We start from the raw sequence: 23,681 nt of genomic DNA, 5'->3' as shown, positions 1-23,681 counted from the left end.
GCTTTATATCGCACCGTTTATCTTTATTTATTCGCTTACTGGTTTCAGCAGGCTTTTCTCTTTGAGGAAATATCATGTCGCAGCGATCCCGAGTGCTGCCTGGGTTTGGTCTATCTTTGGGCTTCACCCTCGCCTACGTTTCTTTTATTGTGCTTATTCCATTAGCCGCAGTCTTTATCAAATCATTTGGAATTGGATGGGACGGATTATGGGAAATTTTAACCTCTGAGCGTATTTTAAAATCGCTTCAGCTCAGCTTTAGTTCAGCTTTAATCGCAGCCTTTATTAATGTTGTGTTTGGCTTACTTTTAGCTTGGTGCCTTGTCCGTTATAACTTTCCTGGGAAACGCTTGGTTGATGCATTAGTCGATTTACCTTTTGCTCTTCCAACTGCAGTTGCAGGTATTGCGCTTACCTCACTCTATGCACCCACTGGCTGGATCGGTCAGTATTTAGAACCACTCGGTATTCAAGTTGCATATACGCCAATCGGTATTACATTGGCATTAATATTCATCGGTATTCCATTCATTGTAAGAACAGTACAACCAGTACTCAGTGATATCGAAACTGAACTTGAAGAAGCAGCTTCGGCACTCGGCGCAAATCGCTGGCAGACAATTACTAAGATTATTTTACCGATATTACTACCAGCTCTATTTACAGGCTTTGCTTTAGCATTTGCTCGCGGTGTCGGTGAATATGGTTCAGTTATTTTTATTGCAGGTAACCAGCCGTTTAAAACAGAAATTGCTCCGCTCATGATCATTTCACGCCTTGAAGAATATGATTATGCAGGTGCAACAACAATTGCTGCGGTCATGTTAGTTCTCTCTTTCATCATCTTATTTGCCATTAATTTACTTCAAGCCTGGGCAAACCGTCGTACAGGGAGAAATATCACATGAACCTACATACTGACAGCAATGCACTCGCGTTCAAATTGCAATCACGAGATGCGACACGTGAACCAACTTGGGTACGTTATACCTTAATTACAATTGCGCTGATTTTTTTCCTCAGTTGTCTCATGTTGCCACTCATTCTGGTTTTTGTAGAAGCATTTAAACAAGGACTTGAAGTCTATGTTCAGGCTTTGATTGATCCAGATACGTTATCAGCAGTGAAATTAACTTTATTAACCGCAGCAATTGCAGTGCCGATTAACGTGATATTTGGTGTTGCCGCAGCATGGGCTGTTTCCAAGTTTCAGTTTAGAGGTAAGGCAGTTTTAACCACCATCATTGATATGCCTTTTTCGGTTTCACCCGTTATTGCAGGTTTAATGATTGTACTTATTTTTGGTGCTCAAGGTTGGTTTGGCGGCTGGTTAATGGACCATGACATCAAGATCTTGTATGCAGTACCCGGAATTGTTTTAGCAACCATCTTTATTACAGTCCCTTTTGTAGCACGTGAGTTAATTCCACTCATGGAAGCTCAAGGAACAGAGGAAGAAGAAGCAGCGATTGTATTGGGTGCTTCAGGCTGGCAAACCTTTTGGAAAGTGACATTACCTAACATTAAATGGGGTTTGATTTACGGCGTGATTTTGTGTAATGCCCGTGCAATGGGTGAGTTTGGTGCAGTATCGGTAGTTTCTGGCCATATCCGTGGTGAAACCAATACCCTGCCACTTCATGTCGAAATTTTATATAACGAGTACACCTTTAGCGCAGCGTTTGCCGTGTCCTCATTGCTTGCTTTTTTAGCCCTATTAACGCTGGTATTGAAAACGTGGTTAGAACTACATCAAGACAAACCACAACCACATTCAACTGATTCGTAAGGAATGAAATCATGAGTATTCAAGTTAAAAATATTGAAAAACACTTTGGTGCATTCCATGCGCTTAAAAATATTTCTCTAGATTTTCCGGAAGGTGAACTGGTTGCCCTACTCGGCCCATCTGGTTGCGGTAAAACAACCCTCCTTCGGATTATTGCAGGATTAGAATCAGCTGATGGTGGTCAAGTGCTGCTTGAAGGTGAAGACGCGACCAATGTACACGTACGCGAGCGTCAGGTTGGTTTTGTATTTCAGCACTATGCTTTATTCCGTCACATGACAGTATTTGACAATATTGCATTTGGTTTACGTGTTCGTCCTCGTGCAACACGCCCTTCAGAAGCTGAAATTAAAAAACGTGTTACTCGTTTACTTGATCTAGTTCAGCTTGGATTTTTAGCAGACCGCTACCCTGCTCAGCTTTCTGGTGGACAACGTCAGCGTATTGCTTTAGCCCGTGCTTTAGCAGTAGAACCACGAGTCTTATTGCTTGATGAACCATTTGGTGCGTTAGATGCTAAAGTCCGTAAGGAATTACGTCGCTGGTTACGTAACTTGCATGATGAATTGCATATTACGTCAATCTTTGTAACCCACGATCAGGAAGAAGCACTCGAGGTTGCAGACCAAATTATTGTAATGAATAAGGGCAATGTCGAGCAGATCGGCTCACCTCGTGAAGTTTATGAAAAACCTGCAACGCCATTTGTATTTGATTTCTTGGGTCAGGCAAATCGTTTTGAAGGTGAACATGCCGGCGGTATTATTCGTATTGGCAATGATCGTATTGAATTACCAACAGCAGTTGAGGCACCTCAAGGAAAAGTGATTGCTTTTGCCCGTCCAGATGAGTTACATATTCACTCGCAACCGCAAGCGAATACGATTGAAGCGACTTTTGTACGTGAAATCTGGATTGCCGGAAAAGTTGTGGCGGAATTACAAGACCGTAATGGACGTTTAATTGAAATTGCTCTGAGCAGTGAAGCTGCAAAATTACATGCATTTAAACCAAATCAAACTGTTTGGGTGAGTGCATCTCAATTGCACTTATTTGCAGATCAAGTTGCTTAAGAAATATATTTGGTGAGGAAATATCTTGCGGAACTAAAGCAATTCCTCACCTCTTTTGAGGAAAAGTGTGAATGAACTTTCAACAATTAAGAATTATCCGAGAAACTGTACGCCAAAACTTTAACTTAACCGAAGCATCGGCTGCACTCTACACGTCTCAATCGGGTGTAAGTAAACATATTAAAGATTTAGAAGATGAGCTAGGTGTACAGCTTTTTATACGAAAAGGTAAACGTCTTTTAGGTTTAACAGAACCAGGACAATCTCTTCTTGGCATCGTTGAACGCATGTTGGTTGATGCTGAAAATATTAAACGCCTGGCAGAAGACTTTAATAAAGTTGATGAAGGCACATTAACGATCGCAACAACCCATACTCAAGCACGTTATGTGCTACCTCCGATCGTAAACCAATTTAAGAAATTATTTCCTAAAGTTCATTTGATTTTACAACAAGCCAGCCCTGTTGAAATTTCAGAAATGCTCTTACAAGGTGAAGCAGATATTGGAATTGCCACAGAGTCTTTAACAACTGAAGAAAATCTGGCTAGTATTCCTTACTATCAATGGCAACACAGCATTATCACACCGCAAAATCATCCTTTAGTAAAGGCAGACAAGATTACGCTTGAACTTTTAGCGGATTACCCACTCATTACTTATCATGGCGGTTTTACAGGCCGCTCTAAAATTGATAAAGCTTTCGAAGAAGCTCACCTTGATGCAGATATCGTAATGTCAGCTCTTGATGCAGACGTTATTAAGACTTATGTCGAATTGGGCATGGGAGTCGGAATTGTCAATGACGTGGCTTATGACACAGAACGTGATCATCGTTTAAAACAAACTAAAACTGATATTTTTGGTGTCAATACAACATGGATTGCAGTTCGTAAAGGCCATTTACTACGCGGTTATGGTTACGAGTTTATCTCTTTATGCTCACCTGATGCAGATATCAAAGCACTTAAGAAAATTGCTTACCCAGATGAATAAAAATTAAAAATACATAAAAGAGCTTTTTAGCTCTTTTATTTTATTAGACGCAAAAAAAACGAGCCGTAGCTCGTTTTTTCTTTTAGATCTTACCAGTAGAAGTTCACACCAACTTTACCAACTGGCATCCATTCATACTTATTATCGTTACGAATTTCGTTTGCTTCTTTATCAACAGCATCTTGAGCAGATGTTGGGTTACCAGTTACAGGAGCAAGATTATACTGAGTTAATTGCACTGATGGATTACCAGTATAATATGCACCTACCTCACCAAACACACCCCAGTTTTTATTGATTTTTGGAGCAAAACCAAAACCTAAGTATGGAGCGATATCGTTTTTGTAAGACATTTTACCTCTTACGCCACCTTCTTGACCAGCAACTGCTTGTTGGTAATTCTTACCGTCAATTGATAAAGTTTCACCATTACCAATACGTTTAGCTAAGTCATAATCATTATCTAGATAAGCAGCACCTGCAGCTACATATAGGCCTTGAGCCCATGGATTAGAACTAGCACCCCAAGGACGAATCTCAGCATTTAAATAGATATTGTTATTATCCATATCTAAGTCATATTTAGTGCCATTTACAGAAACATCATCTGTCCACGAAATGTCACCACCATTATAACCGAGTGCCAAACCCACATATGGATTTGCTTGCCATAATAAAGCACCACCGTAACCAGTTGTACCTACCTCAGCTCGCACTCCCACAGGAAGTAATTGTTTTTGGTCAAATGCGTAGCTGTCATGAACAACGGCTTCATCTGCCATTGCAGCACCAGCAGCGAATAAAGCTGTTGTTGTTACTAAAACACGTAATGCTTTCATAGTTTTCTCCTCAAAAAGGCTTTGTTTTTAATTTATTCATCTTGTGACTGAAATCATAATAAAGAGAGCTTAGAGTCTTTTTTATACAAAAAGTGCTAGATTTCTGTTATTTTTTGATACAAATTGAGTTAAATTTTTATTTTCAAATCATTTTTGTGTAAAAAACACTTGATTATCTAATAAGCTTATTTTCATTTACCTCATTTATATCCTCGATTAAACGTAACACGTTTTTTCAAAGATTCTTGTCACAAATTAGTGTAAAATCTTTAAAATTTTTTATGGAAGGAAGATCATGTCTCAGCTTTCTACGATCATTGAGCAAGCATTTGAAGACCGCGCGAACTTTACTGCAGCAGATTGCTCAAGCGAAATCCGCCAAGCTGTTGAAGAAGCAATTGCTGGTTTAGATAACGGTACACTTCGAGTTGCTGAAAAGATCAATGGTGAATGGGTTGTTCACCAATGGTTAAAAAAAGCTGTTTTATTATCATTTAAACTAAATGACAATAAACCAATCGAGTCATGTGATCTTCGTTTCTACGACAAAGTTGAAACTAAATTCTCTGGTTGGACTGAAGAACAATTTAAAGCAGCAGGTGTACGTGTTGTTCCTCCTGCTGTAGCGCGTCGTGGTAGCTTCCAAGCTAAAAACGTAGTGTTAATGCCTTCTTATGTAAACATTGGTGCTTATGTAGATGAAGGCACAATGGTTGATACATGGGCAACTGTAGGTTCATGTGCACAAATCGGTAAAAATGTTCACTTGTCTGGTGGTGTAGGTATCGGTGGTGTTTTAGAACCATTACAAGCAAACCCAACCATTATTGAAGACAACTGCTTTATTGGTGCGCGCTCAGAAATCGTTGAAGGCGTGATTGTTGAAGAAGGTTCAGTCATTTCAATGGGCGTTTTCATTGGTCAATCAACTAAAATTTATGACCGCGAAACTGGCGAAATCCATTATGGTCGTGTACCAGCAGGTTCAGTTGTAGTTTCAGGCAGCTTGCCATCTAAATGTGGTACTTACAGCTTATATGCTGCAATTATCGTGAAAAAAGTTGATGCAAAAACACGTGCAAAAACTAGTCTGAACGATTTGTTACGCGCTGACTAATTTCAGTTTGATCAAACATCTCTACGGTCAACACTGATCGTAGAGATTTTATTTTTTATATAGTGTGGTATTTCTAGAATGGCTTCCTTACGTTCCTCTGCAATTCCTGTCTCAGACCCTGCGTCCGGTTTACGCATTACCGAGATTTTTTACTCGTTGCAGGGTGAAGCAAACGCCTCTGGCCTACCGACTGTATTTATCCGTCTAACGGGTTGTCCATTACGTTGTAGCTATTGTGATACCACTTATTCTTTTGAAGGCGGTGAACGTTTTTCACTTGAACATATCATTGAAACAGCTACCCAATATCAAACACCTTATATTTGTGTAACTGGTGGTGAACCACTTGCACAGCCAAACTGTTTGATTTTATTACAACGTCTATGTGAAGCTGGCTTTGATGTTTCTTTAGAAACCAGTGGCGCGCTCGATGTCTCAAAAGTAGATTCGCGTGTTTCTAAAGTTCTTGATTTAAAAACTCCAACTTCTGGTGAGGAACATCGTAATCTCATCAGCAATCTTGATCATTTGACTGCGCACGATCAAATTAAATTCGTCATTTGTAACCGCGAAGATTATGAATGGTCAAAGCAGCAAGTTGAAAAATATCAACTGCATAAAAAAGTCAGTACCGTTTGGTTCTCCCCTGCCTTTGCAGTTGAAAAAGGTGCTGTTGGCCTGCCACGTCTAGCACGTGATCTGGCACAGTGGATACTTGATGATAAACTCCTCGTTCGCTTCCAACTTCAGTTACATAAATTGCTTTGGAACGATGAATCAGGTCGTTAATCACTCAATAAAATAAATCATTCCGAATATGGAGAAAAATATGCGCCCTCGTGCCATTGTTTTGCTTTCAGGCGGCTTAGACTCAACCACTTGCCTAGCTTGGGCACAAGCACGCTATGAATGTATTGCTATTAGTTTTATGTATGGCCAACGCTCAACGACTGAACTAGATGCAGCAAAAGCATTAGCTCAACGTGCAGGTGTTGAACATCGTGTAATTAATATCGATTTGGCTAATTTAGGTGGATCTGCACTTACAGACCACAACATTGCTGTACCAGAACAGTTACAAGAAGGTATTCCTGTAACTTATGTACCAGCACGTAACACTATTTTCCTCTCTTATGCTCTAGCAACAGCTGAAGTATTTAATGCCGAAGCGATTGTTATTGGTATCAATGCTGTTGATTATTCAGGATATCCTGATTGTCGTCCTGAATTTATTGATGCTTTTGCGAATATGGCACGCTTAGCAACTAAAGCTGGCGTAGAAGGAAAACCACTTAAGTTTGAAACACCACTGTTACATTTATCCAAAGCGAATATTATACGTTTAGGGATTGAACATGGCGTAGACTATAGTCAAACGGTATCTTGCTACCAAGCAGATGCTCAAGGACGTGCGTGTGGCAAATGTGACAGTTGCCGTTTGCGTAAAGAAGGCTTTATCGAGGCCGGTGTTGCCGACCCAACACGCTATATACCGTAATAAGTAGGTAAAATTTATGAAGTTGTTAAAATCAAATCTTATTCTTTCATCTTTGTTTTCAACAGTTGCTCTTATGGCTGGTACAGCACATGCTGCCGAAAACCCAGTTCAAGCAGCATATAAAAGTACTAACGTTAAAGGTGCATTAGTTAACGTTTGTAAAGATCAAACAGCTAAAGGCGGCAAACTAAGTTCATCTGAAGTTAGTAAATTCTGTAGCTGCCAAGTTGAAGCACAAGGTAAAGTGACTGAAGCACAAAAATGGGAAATCCAAAGTGCAATCAATGCGAAGAAAAGCCCAAGCTCTCTAGGATTTGTACAACAACAAAACCGTGATCTTAAAGCATGTTTCGGTCCTCAGTTAACAACTAAACTTGAAAAATTAACTGAAGATGCAATGAAAGCTGCTCAACAACAAGCTCCTAAAAAATAAGCTTTTGTTATTCCAAATTAAGCCTGCATTTATGCAGGCTTTTTTGTAGCTCTGTTAAAATGAACTTATCCAACTTGAACAATTCATCCGAAATAAACCATGCAAGAACAATGGAAAACTAACGCAATAAATAAGACCTCTATTGTCTCATTCAGTGGTGGCAAAGACAGCTCCCTTGCACTCTACCATGCAATGCAAACTGGTACAGTTAATGGACTCATTGTCATGCTAGAAGAGCAAGGTCAGCGCTCTCGTTCGCATGCTATGCCACTTGATATTATTCAAGCTCAAGCTGAAGCAATTGGCCTACCCGTATTTATGGCTTCTTCAAGCTGGAATGACTATGAAGCTAAATTTATTGAATTACTCCTTCAGGCAAAACAACAAGGTGCCGAGGTACTTGTTACAGGTGATCTGGATATGCCTGAACATGGGTGTTGGCATGATCGAATAACTCAACAAGTAGGACTCAAATTAGGAATGCCTCTTTGGCTTCGCCCACATCGTGAAGTTGTTGAAGAATTTATCAATCTTGGTTTCCGTAGTGTGCTTGTAACAGTGAACTTAAAACTAGGAATGACAATTGAAGATTTAGGAAAAATTTTAACCTTAGAATATATAAAACAACTTGAAAACCGCGGTATTGATCCATGTGGTGAAGGTGGTGAATTTCATACCACTGTGATTGATGGCCCAATTTTTAACAAACCAATTCCTGTAAGAAAGCTCGATATTGTTTATCATGAGGAATATGCTTTTTTACCACTTGAATTAGATCAAATTTAGCTTTTTTGAAGGATGAGAAATGACTGACAATATCCAATTACCAAATCAGGTATTCCCAACAACACAAAGTGAAGTGAACTTGACTGAGGTCGAAAATGAATGGTTAATCATTTACTTCTACCCTAAAGATTCAACTCCAGGATGTACAACACAAGCAGTTGGTTTTTCTTGTCTAAAAGATCAGTTTGAAGCTTTAGGTGCTCGTATTTACGGTGTTTCGCGCGACTCAGTAAAAGCCCACCAAAACTTTACTGAAAAGCAGGCACTGACTATTGATCTGATTAGTGATAAAGAAGAAGTACTGTGTAAGCACTTCGATGTGATTAAAGAAAAAAATATGTATGGCAAAAAAGTAATGGGTATTGAACGCTCTACTTTCATTTTCCATAACAAAACTTTAGTTAAAAGCTACCGTAAAGTTAAAGCTGCTGGGCATGCAGAGCAAGTTCTAGAAGACTTAAAAGCCCTTCAAACAGTTTAATAAAATTAACTAACAAAAAGCGAGTTTCACACTCGCTTTTTGTTTGCAAAGCATTACCCAATACTTTGACTTTGGCGTATCATAAAAATATTAGAATAATTATTTTAAGGCAATGATATGAGTTTACTCAAAACCTGCTCTTTGCTGCCTGCTACTCTTTTTATCGGTGCATGTAGTGCAAATACATTAGCAATACCCACTGATAGCACCACATCAATTGCTCAAATTCAAAACAATTCCAATGAAATAAGCTGCCAAGATTTACAAAACCCAGCCTATCAACAAGCTGTACTGAACACAATTAATCAGATCCGACAGCAATCACGTCAATGTGGTCAGCAGTATTTCCCAGCAACCAGACCTTTGAACTGGAGTAATAATTTATATAAAGGTGCACTTTCTCATAGTGAAGATATGGCTGCACATAACTTTCTCGGGCATGTTGGCTCAACGGGTCTGGACTTAAAATCACGTTTGAAAATTTACAATACCCTTGGAAAAGCCAATGGTGAAAATGTCGCTAGTGGCCAAAAAACTTTAGGGCAAGTTATGTCTAAATGGCTAACAAGTCCCTTGCATTGTAGTAATCTAATGAATCCAAAATTCACAACTTACGCAATCGCGTGTGCTTCTGATCAGTCTGTGAAGCAAAAGAGTTATTGGACTCAACAATTTGGTACACGCTAAAAGGAAAAATGATGCAATCTGGTTCAATCACTCCAATTTTAAGAATTTTTGATGTTGATTTAGCTCAATCATTTTATCTTGAATTCTTAGGTTTTCAGCTTGACTGGCAACATCAATTTGAAGATAACTTTCCGTTATATTTACAAATTTCCAAAGATGATTGCGTTATTCATTTATCCGAGCATTTTGGTGATGCAAGTCCACATAGTGCAATCCGTATTTATTGGGAACATATTTATGAGCTGCACAGCGAACTAAGCAAAAAAGATTATAAATTTTCTAAACCTCAGGTTGAAAAAACAGATTGGGAAACACTTGAACTCAGCATAACCGATCCTTTTTCCAACCGAATTATCTTTTGGGCAGATGCTTAATCATTCAGTCCGCTAAAATTTGATAATGGAATACTTTCGATATAATTCTCCATTGATCATCTTCAAAGACAAATGTAAGTGCATCATAAAAATATTTAGGGTGGATAACGCATTCAACATGTACTAGCGCCAACCGTTCATTAATCAAATTGATTGAACTGATTTTATCCTGTCGTGTTTGTCGCTTTGAAGCTGGAGAAATCCGACTCGCAACAATCGGAAAATATTCAGCCATGCTAAGTCGTAGTACGGGTTGCTCGGTTACATTGATATATATAGCATCAGGATGAAAAACATTATTTAGAAGTTGCACATCACAAAAATACAAACCATCAAAATATTGCTCTAGTTGTTTCTGAATCTCAGTAATAGGATTATTTTGCATTTTAAGTACTCAAACTTTGTCTTTTTCGTATCGCAGAAACAGTTTCACCTGCAACACCCCAGTTATCAGTTTCAACTTCATCAATGACTACAAATGTAGTTGCAGGATCTTTATCAAGTACACGAACCACAAGCTCTGTTGCTTCTTGAATTAATTGCTGTTTTTGCTGTATTGAGACATTTTCTTTGGTAATTTGAATTAAAATATAAGGCATATAGACCTCCTTTTATAATTTTATTTAATAACAAAAGAATTAGGCTGCTTCAGCTGCAATTGCATCTTGAACTGTTTGGCGCTCAGAAACTCTCTGCATAAAACTGGCTAAATGGCTAAAGTGTGCTAAATCAAGGCCAATAAAATCAGCCCAGCGTGTCACCACAAAAAGATAAATATCAGCAATCGTAAAGTTGGTTCCTGTTAAGTAATTTTGCCCATTTAATTGTTGATCGACCCATGCATAGTGCTTATTGAGGGTTCTGCTATATATGTTTTTACTTTTTTCACTGTAAGATTCATTAAAAAATGGTGAATACGCTTTATGAATTTCAGAAGCAATAAAGTTCATCCATGAGAGAACCTCGTAACGCTCGGCGGTATTTATTTCACTTAATAAATCTTTTCGTAAAGACTGATCAACAAGAAACTGGCTAATTACTGCACCTTCAGTTAACAATGAACCATCATCAAGTTGTAATAAAGGGACTTGTCCTTTTTTATTGAGTTGATAAAAGTCTGTACCCAATTCCGTTAAATGTTGGTGTAAATCTACTTTGATCAATTCAAATGGAAATCCAAGCTCTCTTAAAACAATATGTGGTGCTAAAGAACAAGCATTAGGTGAATAATATAGTTTCATAAAATAACTCCATACAAGATATGAAAATCATCTTATTGTTTACTTATATGTGCTTAAATAGCCCAGAACTCAAATCATTTTTTACATGGTGTAATAAATGGCTCAACAACTAAAAAGAATGATGTTTAGTAGCGTAGAGCTATTTTGCTTAGTCGCAGAAAACGAAAGCTTTTCCAAAGCAGCACTTCATGCAGGTGTTAGTCCAGCAGCTGTAAGCCGTTCAATCGCCCGATTAGAAAAGCATTTAGCCACACCACTTTTTGTGAGAACGACTCGACAAGTACGTTTGACGCCACAAGGAAAAATGTATTTTGAGGAATGCAAACAAGCATTAAATCAAATTTTAGAAGCTGAGCAACAACTTAAAAACCAAAAACAACAACCTTCAGGTTTGATTCGAATTAGTGTACCGACACCTTATGGGCACTACCGAATATTGCCATTATTAGCAAAATTCTCGCAGCAATATCCCGCCATCAAAGTGGATGTTCAACTGACTAATAAAAATGTGGACTTTATTGCAGAAGGATATGACTTAGCAATTCGCGGGCGACAGCTTTCTGATTCAAACTTGATTGCACGCCAACTCGAACAAGCTGAGCTAATTGTGGTGGCATCGCCACAATATTTAAAAAAATTCGGCATACCGCAAAGCATTGAAGATTTACAGCATCATCAATGCATTCAATTTGTGCTACCCAGTACAGGGAAAAATGTACCGTGGCTATTCAATTCAAACCATCAAATTATTGAATATCAAAGCACAGGTAAAATCCGCTGTTTAGACGATATTCTAGGTACGATCACCCTAGCAAAACATAGTGCAGGATTATTACAAACCTACCGTTTTATAGTAGAAAAAGAGCTACAAAATGGGGAGTTGATTGAGATTCTTACAAAATTTTCAGGAACTTCACGTCCGTTTTCTCTACTCTACCCACTCAAAAAACACGAATCTTTTCATATTCGTGTTTTTATCGATTTTCTGATCAAAGAATTAAAACCAAAAGCTGAATTAATTTAGATTGGTTTTATCATCGATAAGATATTTGCGCTGGAGTTCAGCATAAATTTCAGTTTCTTTAAATTCATCTAAAAATTTAATCGTTCCTACAGGGAAAAATTCCGTTTGGATTTCACCACGATAATAAGCTTCACGCATTGGTGTTGCCGAAATTGAATCTTTTAAGCTATCCAGCTCAACCATAATCCATTCAGGAAACAGTCTCAAATAATAGGAAGACTCGTCTTTAAAATGTCCGATCAAACCAACTTTTGAGTTCGGTTCAATTACACCATTTACTAAAGATTTGACTTGTTTTACCCACTTTTCGTCATTATAAACATCTACCACATGTACAAAACGGATGCGTTTTTGTTCTTCTAGAGAAAAATTTGACAAGATCATTTGCTCACGCTCTATTGCTAAGAACGGATTTTTAATATTACGTTCCATTTGAGCAGAGCCTAGCGCCAAAACCACATAATGGCTTTGCTGTAAGGCAATTTCAATTGTCTGCATATGAGCCAAATGAAATGGTTGAAAACGCCCAATAAAAACGAGATAGTCAAATTTATACATAATTAGATTTTCACTTTTTATGAACTCATCAGTAACGCTCATTACAAAAAATATGCGCCATAATGAGAACCTAAAAATTAACAACGTGGTTTAAAGCAAGGATAGTACGATGACACTTAGCTGTATTCAACAACCTCATCAACATTTAAACGCAAATTTAGAAGGTGGCGTACTCACCTTAGCCATAAATCGCCCAGATGCAAAAAATGCACTCTATGGCGAACTTTATTTATGGATTGCCAAAGCATTGAATGAAGCCGACCTTAATAAAGATGTTCGAGTAGTTATTCTACGTGGTGTAGAGCAAGATTTTACCGCTGGCAATGACATGAAAGATTTTATGGGTTTTGTACAAAATCCAAATATGGGGCCAGCTGGAGAAGTTCCACCATTCGTTCTACTTAAAGCGGCTGCCAAATTATCAAAACCACTTCTTATTGCAGTAAAAGGTGTGGCAATTGGAATTGGCGTTACGATTTTATTACACGCAGATTTAGTTTTTGCTGACAACACGTCCCTATTCCAGATTCCATTTGTAAGTCTTGGGCTTTCTCCAGAAGGTGGTGCAAGTCAGTTACTCATTCAACAAGCGGGTTATCACAAAGCAGCTGAGCTTCTACTTACTGCAAAAAAATTCAATGCTGAAACCGCAGTACAAGCTGGCTTAGTTAATGAAGTAGTTGAAGATTCTTACGCATCTGCTCAGGCAACAGCTCAGCATTTAGCAGCTTTGCCTCTTGCATCATTAAAGCAGACAAAAGCGCTTATGAAGCATAATTTAGAGCAAATTATTGAATGTATTGATCATGAAGCTGAAATCTTTATGCAGCGCGTTCACTCACCTGAAATGCTAGAAGCAGTACAAGCATTTATGCAAAAACGTAAACCAGATTTCTCCCAGTTTAATTAAAATCAACTTCTATGATTTGAATAAACTCAAAGGCAGGCTCTTCATAAGGATGGCTTGCCTTCAATGCTTTCGCTACGGTCTTGGCGTTTTCTTCAATTACAATTGTTTCTACACGCCACTCATCAACTTGTTCGAGTTCACCTAGCTCTCCGATATAAGGATCGGCGCCTTTAACCGGCTTAAACTGCCCTATTCCTTTCACTTGCCATGCGCAGTGTTCATAATTACCGATACCACCTGCACCAGCAGAGAAAATGGCTTGTTTAGTCGACTCAAGATGTGACTCAGGTACGTAATAAATCAGCTTTAACATGGGCAAAATGACTCAAAACTAGCGAACGTACTTTAAATCATACCGTTAAAAAAGCCTCAGAATCAAAGTCAGCTCATCATTACTAAATAATTTGCTCCAATAAAGAGGATTTGAATCGCAAGTGCTAAGCCAAATAAACGCCAGCCCATATCTTTTTTATAAAACGTTTTTATGTGATTTTCATTTTTCATCATTTTGGTCTCCGATTTTTTATCGTTGTTACAGAGAAAGCAAAAATTGAACCAACCTCAAATAAAGCATAAGTGGTTAAATAGTAAGCTGCCTATACTTTTATACGTTTTTTTAAAATGCTTCAAGAGCTTCAACAATCTATACGTAACTATTAGTTTGAAGAAATTTGAAAAATCAGTGATTTATCTTCATCCCTATAATTTTAAGCATCCGATTTCTTTAAATATCTATTCTCATATATTGTCATAGCGAAAGCCAAACCACACAAAATGACAAAACCACAAGTCATTGGAATTAATGTACCGTTATATAATTGCCCAATAATAGAGGCAAGAATAAGTGACAAGACAGAGGAAGCTGCACCAATAATAGCCGATGCCATTCCAGCGACATGCCCCATTGGTTCCATCGCAATCGCGTTTAAATTACCAAATAGAGTTCCAAATAATAAAAATAAAATACAGGCATAAAGCATAAACATCCAGAATGATACAACCACGCCTAAAAGCTGAATTCCCAAGAAAATCAAAGAAATTAAGCACAAGCCTAAAAAGCCATAAATACAGATTGGACGCATACCAAACTTCATAACAATTTTAGAGTTTGTAAATGATGCAATTCCCATCACACCAGCAAGCACGGCAAAATAAGCACTAAATTCTTGTCCTGTTTTACCAAACTGTTGCATAAAAATTTGTTGAGAAGTTCCCAAATAACCAATGAATCCACCAAAGCAAAAGCCTGCACATAGCAAATAGCTCATAGTGGTTTTATTACTTACAACTTCTTTAAAGCCCTCTTGAAATGCTTGCAACCGCATAGGTAAACGATTTTCGGGAAGTAATGTTTCTTCTAATCGTAAAGCAACCCATGCTCCAATCACTGTGGCATAAACCATATATAAAACAAAGATCTCACGCCAACCAAAGAAATGAATAATGAGTTGCCCTAAACTCGGTGCAACTGCTGGAGCCACCATAAATACCATCATGATTAAAGACATGATGCGAGCCATTTGAGCTCCGCTGTATTTATCTCTGACAATTGAAATCGTAGCAACATAAGGCCCTGAAACACCAATACCTTGAATAAAGCGCCCAACTAAAAACCACTCAAAACTTTGTGTTGTAAAGCACAATAAACTTCCTAGAAAATAAATAATAATTCCTGTGAATAAAATGCGTTTACGCCCAATCGCATCAGATAAAGGCCCCGCAATGAGCTGCCCAATGGTCATGCCAGAAAAGATACCAATGATGACCCACTGTGACTGGTTATTATTTTTTAATTCAAAAATACGTCCAATCTCGCCTAACGCAGGTAAAACTGCATCTATCGAAAAAGAAACAATCGACATGAGCAATGCCATGAGTAAAGCAAATTCACGGAAATGGATTTTTGATTTCATTTTTCTTCTCTACTATTTATTCTATTAACATTGTACTACATACAAATAAGCCACCTTACGGTGGCTTATTTCAACTTTTCTATTAACCAATAAACTTACGTGCGTTACGGAACATACGTAACCATGCACCATCTTCAGTCCACTCTTCTGGACTCCAAGAGTGTTGAATTGCACGGAAAGTACGCTCAGGGTGCGGCATCATAATCGTTGCACGACCATCTTTAGAAGTAACACCAGTAATCGCTTCAGGTGAGCCATTCGGGTTCAATGGATAATGTTGAGTCGGGTTACCGTGGCTATCAACATAACGCAATGCAACTTGGTTAGATGCGTTTAAGCTTGCAATGTTAGCTTCACTTGCAACAGCACGACCTTCACCATGTGCTACAGCAATCGGTAAGATTGAACCTTCCATACCATCAAGCAATACAGAAACAGATTTTTCAACACGAACGTTTACGCTACGAGCTTCAAAAACTTCTGACATATTGCGGTGGAAACGTGGCCAGTGTTCAGCACCCGGAATAAGTGGTGCCAATTGTGACAACATTTGGCAACCATTACAGATACCTAAGCTGAATGTTTCTTCACGATGGAAGAACTGTTCAAACTGATCACGTAATTTAGCATTGAACAATACTGATTTTGCCCAACCACCACCTGCGCCCATTACGTCACCGTAAGAGAAACCACCACAAGTCACTAAACCTTCGAAATCACTTAGGCTTACACGACCAGCAAGTAAATCGCTCATGTGTACGTCAATCGTATTAAAGCCAACTTTGTCAAAAGCTGCTGCCATTTCAATATGACCATTTACACCTTGCTCACGCAAGATTGCCATATTAGGACGACGTGTATTAATGAACGGCGCTTCAATAGGTTCATTCAAGTCGAATGTTGGTTTAGCAATCAAACCTTGATGCGTATTATCAGTAATTAATGAAAATTCCTGATCAGCAGTTTCTACGTTATCACGTAAACGCTGGATCTGATGAGATACCTCAGACCAAGCTTGTTGTAATTCAGCACGATCTAAAGTTAAACCATTTACAGATAATTGATCTGAGTTATTTACACGACCAACTACAGCAATTGCATCTTTTAAGCTAGAAGCTGCGATTTCTGCTTGTAAAGCTTCCCAATCAGTTGCTTTGATTTGAAGTACTGTACCAATTTCTTCTGCAAATAAGCCCGCAGTAGTCTGGTTTTCTAACGCAACACCTAAACGTGCAGCAAACATCATTTCAGCTACAGAAGCTAATAAACCACCATCGCCGATGTCATGGTAAGCTTGAATCAAACCACGATTGTTCCAGTCTTGGATTAAAGCGAAGAACGCTTTGAAATCATCAAAACTATCAACATCTGGAGTGATTGAACCGATTGCTTTATATACTTGAGCAAGAATCGAACCACCTAAACGGAACTGACCTTTAGATAAATCAATACGTACAAGTACTGAATCTTCTAAATTTTTAAGTTCAGGTGTTAAGGTCTTACGAACATCAGTTACTGGAGCGAATGCAGTAATTACACCCGTCATTGGAGAAGTTACGGCTTTATCTTCACCGTTGTCATTCCAAGTCGTACGCATTGAAAGTGAGTCTTTACCTACTGGAATCGCAATTCCTAAAGCAGGACACATTTCCATACCAATCGCTTTCACGCCTTCAAACAATGCTTGGTCTTCACCTTTTTGACCAGCAGCAGCCATCCAGTTTGCAGAAAGTTTGATATCGCTAATTTGTTCAATGTTTGCACATGCAATATTGGTAATTGCTTCAGCAACTGCCAAACGAGCAGATGCTGCTGGATTTAACAATGCAACTGGTGGACGTTCGCCCATTGCCATTGCTTCACCAGTGAAACCTTGTAAACTTGTTGTCGTTACTGCTGCATCCGCAACAGGAACCTGCCAACGACCGACCATTTGATCACGAGCAACCATACCTGTAATTGAACGGTCACCAATTGTGATTAAGAATGACTTAGACGCAACTGTAGGGTTTTTCAATACGCGGAAAATCGCATCTTTCAAATCAACTTTTGAAGCGTCAAAATCATCGCCACTACGTTCAATAGTTTCATAAGAACGTTGCATGCGTGGCGTACCACCAAGCATTACCTGCATTGGCATATCAACAGCATCATTTTGGAACAATGGATCTTCAACTGTTAAGTGACGTGCTTCAGTTGCTTCACCCAACACAGCAAACGGACAACGTTCACGTGCACAGATCGCTTCGAACTGCTCTAAAGATTCTGGGCGAATAGCAAGAACATAACGCTCTTGTGCTTCATTTGACCAGATTTCCATTGGGCTCATGCCCGGTTCTAATGAAGGAATTTTACGAAGGTCAAGAACTGCGCCTAACTCATGATCATTCACAAGTTCAGGCATAGCATTTGATAGACCACCCGCACCAACGTCATGTACAGAAACGATTGGGTTGAAGTCTTCTAAACGCCAGCAAGTATCGATTACTTCTTGACAACGGCGTTCCATTTCTGGGTTTTCACGTTGTACAGAAGCGAAATCAAGGCTTTCACCGATTGTACCGCTATCTACAGAAGATGCTGCACCGCCACCAAGACCGATTAACATTGCAGGGCCACCCAATACAATGAGCAAGTCACCTGGTTGAATCGCATCTTTTTCTACATGGTCAGGACGGATATTACCGTAACCACCAGCGATCATAATTGGCTTGTGGAAGCCTTTCACTTCACCATTTACATTCTGTTCGAAAGTACGGAAATAACCATTTAATGCAGGACGACCGAATTCATTGTTAAATGCCGCGCCGCCTAATGGACCTTCAATCATGATTTGTAATGGCGAAGCCATACGTGAAGGTTTACCGTAGTTTTCTTCCCAAGGTTGTTCAAAACCAGGAATATTTAAGTTCGAAACTGTGAAACCTGTTAAACCAGCTTTTGGTTTACCACCACGACCAGTTGCACCTTCATCACGGATTTCACCGCCTGAACCTGTTGCAGCACCAGCAAATGGAGAAATTGCTGTTGGGTGGTTATGAGTTTCAACCTTCATTAAAATATGAGCAGCTTGGCTCTTATATTTATAAACAAAGTGACCATTTTCATCCGCTTTCGGATAAAAACGCATCGTGTCATAACCCACAATTACTGAAGCATTATCTTTATATGCAGATAACACATCAGTTGGAGATTCTTTATAAGTATTTTTAATCATCTGGAACAATGACAATGGTTGTTTTTCACCATCAATTGTCCATTCAGATCCAAAGATTTTATGACGACAGTGCTCAGAGTTTGCCTGTGCAAACATCATCAACTCGATGTCATTCGGATTACGACCAAGCTTAATGAATGCTTCAGTTAAGTAATCAATTTCTTGTTCAGATAACGCAAAACCAAACTCATTGTTAGCTTTAACCAAAGCTTCTTTGCCTTGACCCAAGATATCAATTGAATTTAATGGTTTTGGAGCTGTTTCTGAAAATAATGCTCTTGCATCATCAATTTGAGCAAAAACTGTTTCTGTCATACGGTCATGAAGTACTTGTTTAACTTCATTCGTAATTTCAGTAACGCCTTTTAACGTGAATAAAAGACCACGTTCTAAACGGTGTACTGGTGTATTACAGTTTTTGAAAATATCAGTTGCTTTAGAAGACCAAGGTGAAATAGTACCCACACGTGGTGTAACTAAAATCTGAATCTCATCACTTGCAGATTGACGAAGTTCAAAAGACTCACCGTCATTCAATAATTGCAAAGCAGATTGATGTTGCTGCTCGTTGAGCGCTTGATCAAACAAATAGACCCATTGGCTGTCAAAAGATTGAACAGAACTAATTGACGATAAACGTGTTAATAGTTGAGCTTTCTTAAAAGAAGAATGTGCTGCTGCACCGGCCACGATAAACATGTTGATTTTGGCTCCACGGGCAGGTCTTGTGAACCTTACCGCAATGTGACTTTAGAGAGAGCGCATATTCTACTGCTTCTTGCTAAAATCAGCTAGATGTAGAATCAGTATTCTGTAACCTAATTCTGCAAGAAGTGAGTAGTTTTTTGTTCAAAATCATTTTTTTAGGCATTCTAGCTAAAAATAAATTGTTTCATGTTTATTCAATAACATAATAAAACCTGAACTAAGACAAACTATGTCGCACCAAGCTAGTGCTTTTAACTTTTTTTTGGCATGATCAGGTTTTACAGTTTTGAATAATGATAAATGGAACAAATGCGTTGGTTAGAGCTGCTTTCTGCAGTTCGTTTAGGTAGTAAAAAAAGCAGTACAGAACTGGCTCGTAGCCCATTCCATAAAGATTATGACCGTATTATATTTTCTCAAAGTTTTCGTCAGCTAAACCGTAAGACGCAAGTTCATCCACTCGCACAGCATGATGGCATTCATACCCGTTTAACTCACTCACTTGAAGTTTCCTGTATTGGCCGCTCAATGGGTATGCTTGCCGCAGAAAAAATTAAAAATGAATTACCCGTCTGGATTTCTCCTGCCGATGTCGGTGCAATTATTCAAGCAGCTTGTCTTGCCCACGACATTGGCAACCCACCTTTCGGGCATGCGGGTGAATATGCGATTCGCGAGTGGTTTGACGATGCTTCACATGATGATTTTTTGAAGAAACTAAGTCCCGAAGAAGAAGCCGATGTTCGCCAGTTTGAAGGTAATGCTCAAGGATTACGTTTATTAAGTCGCATTGACTATCATCCAAATGATGGAGGTATGCGTTTAACCTATGCAACTTTAGGGGCTTATTTAAAGTATCCATGGCTTTCAAAAACCATTGCGTCACAAGGTGATCGCCCTTCTCATCAACGAGCAAAGTTTGGTTGTTATCAATCTGAAAAAGAAATTTTAAAACAGATTGCCGAACAGCTCGGCCTTATTCAGTTAGGTGAATATCATTATTGCCGTCACCCACTGACTTATTTGTTAGAAGCTGCAGATGACATTTGCTATGCCTTAATTGACTTAGAAGATGGCATTATCTTAAATATGCTGAGTTACCAAGAAGTTGAACCAATTTTCTTAAACCTTATTGCCGACTATGGTCAGCCTGAAGAATTGTCACATCCAAATAGTACATGGCAACAAAAGATTTCGGCATTACGTGGTCGTGTTATGAAACGGCTTGTAGATGAAGTCACTACAGCCTTTGCTAAACATCATTATGAAATCATTACAGGTCAGCTTAAAGGTAACCTTTTACAATATTGCTCACCTGATATTGCAATTGGTATCGAAACAGCCAAAAATCTGGCACGTGATAAGATTTTTGAGCATCCACAAAAGTCTGGCTTAGAAATTATTGCGCATCAAAGTTTGCAAACCATTTTGGATGCATTTGTACCGCTGACCACACCACATAAATCTTTAAGCTTTAAAGAACAACGTTTAATGTCTATCCTTAATCTGTATGGTGCTAACTTTAGCAATAATCATTACAGCAATATTATGCAAGTACTCGATATTATCAGTAAGTTTTCAGATCATCAGGCTTATAGCTTGGCGCAAGAACTACAAGGTAATAAAATAGGTTTGTTTTAATGGTAAATAGACATGTAGATAAAGGGCTCTATCCCTCATCTTTTATGTATTCAGATCAGTGGATAAAATGTCCTAAATGTTTTCATCTAAGTATCTTGAAGCATGATCGCCCTTTGCCACCCGTAGATGTGCCTTACCAAGGAACATTTTCTTTTAGTTGTCTAAATTGTTGTTATCAAATTAAAGCTGAAGATAATTCAATATCGAGTCGTCATAATGGTCATTTTTACGCCACAGCTTACCAGCGTTGCCACAGTTGTGGTGGGTCATGGCTCAATGCAAATCAAAAACTGAATAATTCAGGAGCTCATCCTCCTTATATTCAAGCTAAATGTCATCTATGCCAAAATTTTTCAAAATTTGAAAAATATAATATAGCTTTTGTTTTAGACCAAAAATTTGGTTATACAGATTATGGTCTTGAACTTTATTTGAAAACTTCAAGCAGGCATGGAGACATATACGTTTATAACCCTACACATTTAAAAGAATTAAAAATGTTTGTTGAAGCTCATCTAAGAGAACGAACTAAACAGACTGGTAATAGCAGTTACTTTTCGCGTTTACCTGCATGGATAAAATCCACACGAAATCGAAAAGAAATTTTAAAAGCTATTTTGCGTTTAGAACAAATGGCATCTACTATTCAACCATTAACAAATAAGTGAAAGATTCAATGATCGGATGTTTAATTGGCGAAGTGTTTGCCCTAGAAGCCCCTACTGTCTTACTGAATGTAAATGGTGTGGGTTATGAAATTGATACGCCACTTTCAACATTTTGCCAATTACAAAAAGGCCAAAAAGTTACGTTATGGACCCATTTAGTTGTTCGTGAAGATGCTCAACAACTCTACGGTTTTAACGATGCTCAAGAGAAAACAATTTTCCGCACCTTATTAAAAGTAAATGGTGTCGGTCCAAAAATGGCTTTAGGTATTTTATCAACGTTAAGCGTTGAGTTACTTGTGCATACGATTGAGCATGACGATATCAACACGTTAGTAAAAGTTCCGGGTGTTGGCAAAAAAACAGCTGAACGTTTAATGATTGAGCTTCGTGACCGTTTCAAAACATTAGCCCAAGGTACTTCTACGTCAGCTACCCTGCCTCAAATTCAGTTTGCGGCAAACTCGCCTGTAGCAGAAGCAGAAGCCGCTTTGCAATCTTTAGGTTATAAGCCACTTGAAGCACAAAAAGCTGTTGCTGCGGTTAAAGCCGATTACACAGAATCAGCCGATATTATTCGTGCTGCTCTTAAATCAATGATGAAGTAAAACACTTATGCAAGACCGTCTAATCAGTGGAGCAGAAAAGCCTGAAGATCATTTTGATCGGGCTATTCGACCAACTTCTCTTGCCGACTACATCGGACAACCTGTAGTACGCGAGCAAATGGAAATTTTCATTGGCGCAGCTCGCGGTCGTGGTGAAGCACTTGACCACACGCTGATTTTTGGTCCACCGGGCTTAGGTAAAACCACCCTTGCCAACATTATTGCGCGTGAAATGGGTGGAAACCTTAAATCTACTTCGGGACCAGTTTTGGAACGTGCCGGCGACTTAGCAGCAATGTTGACCAACCTCGAAGAAGGCGACGTTTTGTTCATTGATGAAATTCACCGCCTTTCACCAGTGATTGAAGAAATTCTTTATCCAGCAATGGAAGACTACCAATTAGATATTATGATTGGTGAAGGTCCTGCTGCTCGTTCAATTAAACTCGATTTACCCCCCTTTACACTTGTTGCGGCTACAACGCGCGCGGGTTTGCTCACCTCACCTCTACGTGACCGTTTTGGTATTGTGCAACGTCTTGAGTTTTACTCTGTAGAAGACCTCACTCATATTGTGTCACGCTCTGCAAACTTGATGAATGTACCCATTACAGTTGAGGGTGCAGAAGAAGTTGCACGCCGTGCACGCGGAACGCCTCGTATTGCCAATCGTTTATTACGTCGAGTTCGTGACTATGCCCAAGTGAAAGGTACAGGTGAAGTGACTCATGAAATGGCACAACGTGCGCTTGATATGCTCAATGTTGATAAAGCTGGCTTAGACACCCTAGATCGCCGTTATTTGAGCATGCTGCTAGAGCGTTTTGATGGTGGCCCTGCTGGAGTCGAAGCGCTTGCAGCAGCAATGGCTGAAGATAGCGGCACACTTGAAGATGTAATTGAACCGTATTTAATTCAACAAGGTTATGTGATGCGTACCGCGCGAGGTCGCATTGCAACGAACCAATCTTATTTACAGTTTGGAATGACACCACCTGAGCCTAAAAACTAATCAAAGGAAGAGAATTTTCTCTTCCTTTTTTAATTCCTCTATTCTTTCAACTTAAATAAAAATTGTATTATCAATAATTTAGCTACTCTATACCTTTTAAGTCTGTCTT

The 23,681-nt window shown here is 38.9% G+C and carries 27 protein-coding genes; 18 read left to right on the top strand and 9 right to left on the bottom strand.

Annotation, left to right across the window (positions count from 1 at the left end; genetic code table 11):
* The first annotated feature begins 74 nt into the window (after positions 1-74).
* The 4 genes from cysT to ODQ17_RS11440 all read left to right on the top strand — a co-directional run bounded on the left by cysT (position 75) and on the right by ODQ17_RS11440 (position 3,857).
* Positions 75-908, top strand: a complete 834-nt coding sequence (cysT, locus tag ODQ17_RS11455; RefSeq protein ID WP_005307499.1) for a sulfate ABC transporter permease subunit CysT — start codon at positions 75-77, stop codon at positions 906-908.
* Positions 905-1,789: a sulfate ABC transporter permease subunit CysW gene (cysW, locus tag ODQ17_RS11450; RefSeq protein WP_322903725.1), complete on the top strand. Its 885-nt coding sequence runs from the start codon at positions 905-907 to the stop codon at positions 1,787-1,789. Before cysT ends, cysW begins: the two co-directional genes overlap by 4 nt.
* An 11-nt stretch (positions 1,790-1,800) precedes the next feature.
* Positions 1,801-2,862 carry a sulfate/molybdate ABC transporter ATP-binding protein gene (locus ODQ17_RS11445; RefSeq protein WP_005307505.1) on the top strand — a complete coding sequence of 354 codons (1,062 nt, stop codon included), beginning with the start codon at positions 1,801-1,803 and terminating at the stop codon, positions 2,860-2,862.
* A gap of 71 nt (positions 2,863-2,933) precedes the next feature.
* Positions 2,934-3,857, top strand: a complete 924-nt coding sequence (locus ODQ17_RS11440; RefSeq protein ID WP_004790709.1) for a CysB family HTH-type transcriptional regulator — start codon at positions 2,934-2,936, stop codon at positions 3,855-3,857.
* An 89-nt stretch (positions 3,858-3,946) separates the two neighbouring features.
* Here the strand turns inward: ODQ17_RS11440 and carO are convergent, their stop codons facing one another.
* Positions 3,947-4,696 carry an ornithine uptake porin CarO type 1 gene (gene carO / locus ODQ17_RS11435; RefSeq protein ID WP_322903723.1) on the bottom strand — a complete coding sequence of 250 codons (750 nt, stop codon included), beginning with the start codon at positions 4,694-4,696 and terminating at the stop codon, positions 3,947-3,949.
* 295 nt (positions 4,697-4,991) lie between these two features.
* Between carO and dapD the strand changes: the two genes are divergently transcribed.
* The 8 genes from dapD to ODQ17_RS11395 all read left to right on the top strand — a co-directional run bounded on the left by dapD (position 4,992) and on the right by ODQ17_RS11395 (position 10,072).
* On the top strand, positions 4,992-5,813 hold the full coding sequence (gene dapD / locus ODQ17_RS11430; protein ID WP_004699931.1) for a 2,3,4,5-tetrahydropyridine-2,6-dicarboxylate N-succinyltransferase: 822 nt from the start codon (positions 4,992-4,994) through the stop codon (positions 5,811-5,813).
* A 78-nt stretch (positions 5,814-5,891) separates the two neighbouring features.
* Positions 5,892-6,602, top strand: coding sequence for a 7-carboxy-7-deazaguanine synthase QueE (gene queE / locus ODQ17_RS11425; RefSeq protein WP_005307514.1), 711 nt, complete (start codon positions 5,892-5,894; stop codon positions 6,600-6,602).
* Between the two features lie 40 nt (positions 6,603-6,642).
* Complete coding sequence (gene queC, locus ODQ17_RS11420; protein ID WP_322903720.1) at positions 6,643-7,311, top strand: 7-cyano-7-deazaguanine synthase QueC; 669 nt, start codon at positions 6,643-6,645, stop codon at positions 7,309-7,311.
* Between the two features lie 16 nt (positions 7,312-7,327).
* Positions 7,328-7,744 (top strand): hypothetical protein, encoded by a 417-nt coding sequence (locus tag ODQ17_RS11415; RefSeq protein ID WP_017387866.1) that lies wholly within the window; start codon positions 7,328-7,330, stop codon positions 7,742-7,744.
* Positions 7,745-7,843: 99 nt separating this feature from the next.
* On the top strand, positions 7,844-8,530 hold the full coding sequence (locus tag ODQ17_RS11410) for a diphthine--ammonia ligase (protein WP_322903718.1): 687 nt from the start codon (positions 7,844-7,846) through the stop codon (positions 8,528-8,530).
* 19 nt (positions 8,531-8,549) lie between these two features.
* On the top strand, positions 8,550-9,011 hold the full coding sequence (locus ODQ17_RS11405; protein ID WP_322903716.1) for a peroxiredoxin: 462 nt from the start codon (positions 8,550-8,552) through the stop codon (positions 9,009-9,011).
* Between the two features lie 117 nt (positions 9,012-9,128).
* Entirely contained in the window at positions 9,129-9,698 is a 570-nt protein-coding gene (locus ODQ17_RS11400) for a CAP domain-containing protein (protein ID WP_322903714.1), read from the top strand.
* An 11-nt stretch (positions 9,699-9,709) separates the two neighbouring features.
* Positions 9,710-10,072: a glyoxalase superfamily protein gene (locus ODQ17_RS11395; protein ID WP_004790695.1), complete on the top strand. Its 363-nt coding sequence runs from the start codon at positions 9,710-9,712 to the stop codon at positions 10,070-10,072.
* Between the two features lie 4 nt (positions 10,073-10,076).
* Here ODQ17_RS11395 and ODQ17_RS11390 read toward each other — a convergent pair whose 3' ends face one another.
* Genes ODQ17_RS11390 through gstA form a run of 3 tightly spaced genes read right to left on the bottom strand, consistent with a single transcriptional unit; the run spans position 10,077 to position 11,313 of the window.
* Positions 10,077-10,457: a nuclear transport factor 2 family protein gene (locus ODQ17_RS11390; RefSeq protein WP_252058949.1), complete on the bottom strand. Its 381-nt coding sequence runs from the start codon at positions 10,455-10,457 to the stop codon at positions 10,077-10,079.
* Position 10,458: 1 nt separating this feature from the next.
* Positions 10,459-10,671 (bottom strand): tautomerase family protein, encoded by a 213-nt coding sequence (locus ODQ17_RS11385; protein ID WP_004790691.1) that lies wholly within the window; start codon positions 10,669-10,671, stop codon positions 10,459-10,461.
* Positions 10,672-10,710: 39 nt separating this feature from the next.
* A complete protein-coding gene (gene gstA, locus ODQ17_RS11380) occupies positions 10,711-11,313 on the bottom strand; it encodes a glutathione transferase GstA (protein ID WP_322903711.1) in 603 nt (200 codons plus the stop codon).
* 97 nt (positions 11,314-11,410) lie between these two features.
* Between gstA and ODQ17_RS11375 the strand changes: the two genes are divergently transcribed.
* Positions 11,411-12,337, top strand: a complete 927-nt coding sequence (locus tag ODQ17_RS11375; protein WP_322903709.1) for a LysR family transcriptional regulator — start codon at positions 11,411-11,413, stop codon at positions 12,335-12,337.
* Here ODQ17_RS11375 and ODQ17_RS11370 read toward each other — a convergent pair.
* Positions 12,329-12,895: a nicotinate-nicotinamide nucleotide adenylyltransferase gene (locus ODQ17_RS11370; protein WP_128825156.1), complete on the bottom strand. Its 567-nt coding sequence runs from the start codon at positions 12,893-12,895 to the stop codon at positions 12,329-12,331. The genes ODQ17_RS11375 and ODQ17_RS11370 overlap by 9 nt on opposite strands.
* A 109-nt stretch (positions 12,896-13,004) precedes the next feature.
* Between ODQ17_RS11370 and ODQ17_RS11365 the strand changes: the two genes are divergently transcribed.
* The gene (locus tag ODQ17_RS11365) at positions 13,005-13,805 is read left to right on the top strand and encodes an enoyl-CoA hydratase-related protein (protein ID WP_005307529.1); all 801 of its coding nucleotides are present in this window, start codon (positions 13,005-13,007) and stop codon (positions 13,803-13,805) included.
* Here ODQ17_RS11365 and ODQ17_RS11360 read toward each other — a convergent pair.
* From ODQ17_RS11360 to purL, 4 genes are all read right to left on the bottom strand, one after another.
* The gene (locus ODQ17_RS11360; protein ID WP_005307532.1) at positions 13,798-14,118 is read right to left on the bottom strand and encodes a hypothetical protein; all 321 of its coding nucleotides are present in this window, start codon (positions 14,116-14,118) and stop codon (positions 13,798-13,800) included. The two genes, ODQ17_RS11365 and ODQ17_RS11360, sit on opposite strands and share 8 nt — an antisense overlap.
* Positions 14,119-14,186: 68 nt before the next feature.
* Positions 14,187-14,312 (bottom strand): KGW motif small protein, encoded by a 126-nt coding sequence (locus ODQ17_RS11355; protein ID WP_005307535.1) that lies wholly within the window; start codon positions 14,310-14,312, stop codon positions 14,187-14,189.
* A gap of 200 nt (positions 14,313-14,512) precedes the next feature.
* The gene (locus tag ODQ17_RS11350) at positions 14,513-15,718 is read right to left on the bottom strand and encodes a multidrug effflux MFS transporter (RefSeq protein ID WP_250375287.1); all 1,206 of its coding nucleotides are present in this window, start codon (positions 15,716-15,718) and stop codon (positions 14,513-14,515) included.
* A gap of 82 nt (positions 15,719-15,800) precedes the next feature.
* The gene (gene purL / locus ODQ17_RS11345; RefSeq protein WP_322903704.1) at positions 15,801-19,634 is read right to left on the bottom strand and encodes a phosphoribosylformylglycinamidine synthase; all 3,834 of its coding nucleotides are present in this window, start codon (positions 19,632-19,634) and stop codon (positions 15,801-15,803) included.
* Positions 19,635-19,943: 309 nt separating this feature from the next.
* On the opposite strand from purL, the gene ODQ17_RS11340 reads away from it, so the two are divergent.
* From ODQ17_RS11340 to ruvB, 4 genes are read left to right on the top strand one after another with little or no spacing between them, the layout of a single operon-like run.
* Positions 19,944-21,284, top strand: a complete 1,341-nt coding sequence (locus ODQ17_RS11340; RefSeq protein WP_004790671.1) for a deoxyguanosinetriphosphate triphosphohydrolase — start codon at positions 19,944-19,946, stop codon at positions 21,282-21,284.
* Entirely contained in the window at positions 21,284-21,952 is a 669-nt protein-coding gene (locus tag ODQ17_RS11335) for a hypothetical protein (protein WP_322903702.1), read from the top strand. The genes ODQ17_RS11340 and ODQ17_RS11335 overlap by 1 nt, the downstream gene beginning before the upstream one ends.
* Positions 21,953-21,960: 8 nt before the next feature.
* On the top strand, positions 21,961-22,560 hold the full coding sequence (gene ruvA, locus ODQ17_RS11330; protein ID WP_322903700.1) for a Holliday junction branch migration protein RuvA: 600 nt from the start codon (positions 21,961-21,963) through the stop codon (positions 22,558-22,560).
* 7 nt (positions 22,561-22,567) lie between these two features.
* Complete coding sequence (ruvB, locus tag ODQ17_RS11325; RefSeq protein WP_004790665.1) at positions 22,568-23,572, top strand: Holliday junction branch migration DNA helicase RuvB; 1,005 nt, start codon at positions 22,568-22,570, stop codon at positions 23,570-23,572.
* The last annotated feature ends 109 nt before the right edge of the window (positions 23,573-23,681 follow it).

This window comes from Acinetobacter sp. IRS14, assembly GCF_034650275.1.
Classification (GTDB): Bacteria; Pseudomonadota; Gammaproteobacteria; order Pseudomonadales; family Moraxellaceae; genus Acinetobacter; species Acinetobacter oleivorans.
This window is presented reverse-complemented; position numbering and strand designations above follow the sequence as displayed.

Excerpts from the sequence above, each read along its gene's own strand:
- cysT (WP_005307499.1), top strand. The coding sequence starts at position 75 with ATGTCGCAGCGATCCCGAGTGCTGCCTGGGTTTGGTCTATCTTTGGGC.
- cysW (WP_322903725.1), top strand. The coding sequence starts at position 905 with ATGAACCTACATACTGACAGCAATGCACTCGCGTTCAAATTGCAATCA.
- ODQ17_RS11445 (WP_005307505.1), top strand. The coding sequence starts at position 1,801 with ATGAGTATTCAAGTTAAAAATATTGAAAAACACTTTGGTGCATTCCAT.
- ODQ17_RS11440 (WP_004790709.1), top strand. The coding sequence starts at position 2,934 with ATGAACTTTCAACAATTAAGAATTATCCGAGAAACTGTACGCCAAAAC.
- carO (WP_322903723.1), bottom strand. The coding sequence starts at position 4,696 with ATGAAAGCATTACGTGTTTTAGTAACAACAACAGCTTTATTCGCTGCT.
- dapD (WP_004699931.1), top strand. The coding sequence starts at position 4,992 with ATGTCTCAGCTTTCTACGATCATTGAGCAAGCATTTGAAGACCGCGCG.
- queE (WP_005307514.1), top strand. The coding sequence starts at position 5,892 with ATGGCTTCCTTACGTTCCTCTGCAATTCCTGTCTCAGACCCTGCGTCC.
- queC (WP_322903720.1), top strand. The coding sequence starts at position 6,643 with ATGCGCCCTCGTGCCATTGTTTTGCTTTCAGGCGGCTTAGACTCAACC.
- ODQ17_RS11415 (WP_017387866.1), top strand. The coding sequence starts at position 7,328 with ATGAAGTTGTTAAAATCAAATCTTATTCTTTCATCTTTGTTTTCAACA.
- ODQ17_RS11410 (WP_322903718.1), top strand. The coding sequence starts at position 7,844 with ATGCAAGAACAATGGAAAACTAACGCAATAAATAAGACCTCTATTGTC.
- ODQ17_RS11405 (WP_322903716.1), top strand. The coding sequence starts at position 8,550 with ATGACTGACAATATCCAATTACCAAATCAGGTATTCCCAACAACACAA.
- ODQ17_RS11400 (WP_322903714.1), top strand. The coding sequence starts at position 9,129 with ATGAGTTTACTCAAAACCTGCTCTTTGCTGCCTGCTACTCTTTTTATC.
- ODQ17_RS11395 (WP_004790695.1), top strand. The coding sequence starts at position 9,710 with ATGCAATCTGGTTCAATCACTCCAATTTTAAGAATTTTTGATGTTGAT.
- ODQ17_RS11390 (WP_252058949.1), bottom strand. The coding sequence starts at position 10,457 with ATGCAAAATAATCCTATTACTGAGATTCAGAAACAACTAGAGCAATAT.
- ODQ17_RS11385 (WP_004790691.1), bottom strand. The coding sequence starts at position 10,671 with ATGCCTTATATTTTAATTCAAATTACCAAAGAAAATGTCTCAATACAG.
- gstA (WP_322903711.1), bottom strand. The coding sequence starts at position 11,313 with ATGAAACTATATTATTCACCTAATGCTTGTTCTTTAGCACCACATATT.
- ODQ17_RS11375 (WP_322903709.1), top strand. The coding sequence starts at position 11,411 with ATGGCTCAACAACTAAAAAGAATGATGTTTAGTAGCGTAGAGCTATTT.
- ODQ17_RS11370 (WP_128825156.1), bottom strand. The coding sequence starts at position 12,895 with ATGTATAAATTTGACTATCTCGTTTTTATTGGGCGTTTTCAACCATTT.
- ODQ17_RS11365 (WP_005307529.1), top strand. The coding sequence starts at position 13,005 with ATGACACTTAGCTGTATTCAACAACCTCATCAACATTTAAACGCAAAT.
- ODQ17_RS11360 (WP_005307532.1), bottom strand. The coding sequence starts at position 14,118 with ATGTTAAAGCTGATTTATTACGTACCTGAGTCACATCTTGAGTCGACT.
- ODQ17_RS11355 (WP_005307535.1), bottom strand. The coding sequence starts at position 14,312 with ATGATGAAAAATGAAAATCACATAAAAACGTTTTATAAAAAAGATATG.
- ODQ17_RS11350 (WP_250375287.1), bottom strand. The coding sequence starts at position 15,718 with ATGAAATCAAAAATCCATTTCCGTGAATTTGCTTTACTCATGGCATTG.
- purL (WP_322903704.1), bottom strand. The coding sequence starts at position 19,634 with ATGTTTATCGTGGCCGGTGCAGCAGCACATTCTTCTTTTAAGAAAGCT.
- ODQ17_RS11340 (WP_004790671.1), top strand. The coding sequence starts at position 19,944 with ATGGAACAAATGCGTTGGTTAGAGCTGCTTTCTGCAGTTCGTTTAGGT.
- ODQ17_RS11335 (WP_322903702.1), top strand. The coding sequence starts at position 21,284 with ATGGTAAATAGACATGTAGATAAAGGGCTCTATCCCTCATCTTTTATG.
- ruvA (WP_322903700.1), top strand. The coding sequence starts at position 21,961 with ATGATCGGATGTTTAATTGGCGAAGTGTTTGCCCTAGAAGCCCCTACT.
- ruvB (WP_004790665.1), top strand. The coding sequence starts at position 22,568 with ATGCAAGACCGTCTAATCAGTGGAGCAGAAAAGCCTGAAGATCATTTT.